Below are 270 nucleotides of genomic sequence, written 5' to 3'. Positions count from 1 at the left end.
CTTGGCCCACATCCGTGAGCACCATCGACTTAGCCTGCAAAGCTACGGGCGGCTGCGGATGACTGAAGAACTGCAAGATCTGGGGCTGAGCGTCGGTCACGGTCGTGTGGGCCGTTTGATGCACGAGAACGGCATCAAGGTCGTCAGGACCCAGAAATATAAGGCAACAACAGACAGCGATCACACGTTCAACATTGCGCCCAACCTTCTGGATCAGGACTTCACTGCGGATGGCCTGAACCAGAAATGCCTTCTCGGGACATTGCTGCG

General features: G+C 56.3%; 1 protein-coding gene. It reads left to right on the top strand.

Going from position 1 to position 270, the window contains the following annotated elements; genetic code table 11:
• On the top strand, window positions 1-270 hold a 270-nt coding region (locus KO503_RS16040; protein ID WP_215992611.1), incomplete at both ends, for an IS3 family transposase.

The organism is Pacificibacter marinus (genome assembly GCF_018860505.1).
GTDB classification, from domain to species: domain Bacteria; phylum Pseudomonadota; class Alphaproteobacteria; order Rhodobacterales; family Rhodobacteraceae; genus Celeribacter; species Celeribacter marinus_B.
Note: the sequence above shows the minus strand (reverse complement) of the source record. Positions and strands in the feature narration are given on the sequence as shown.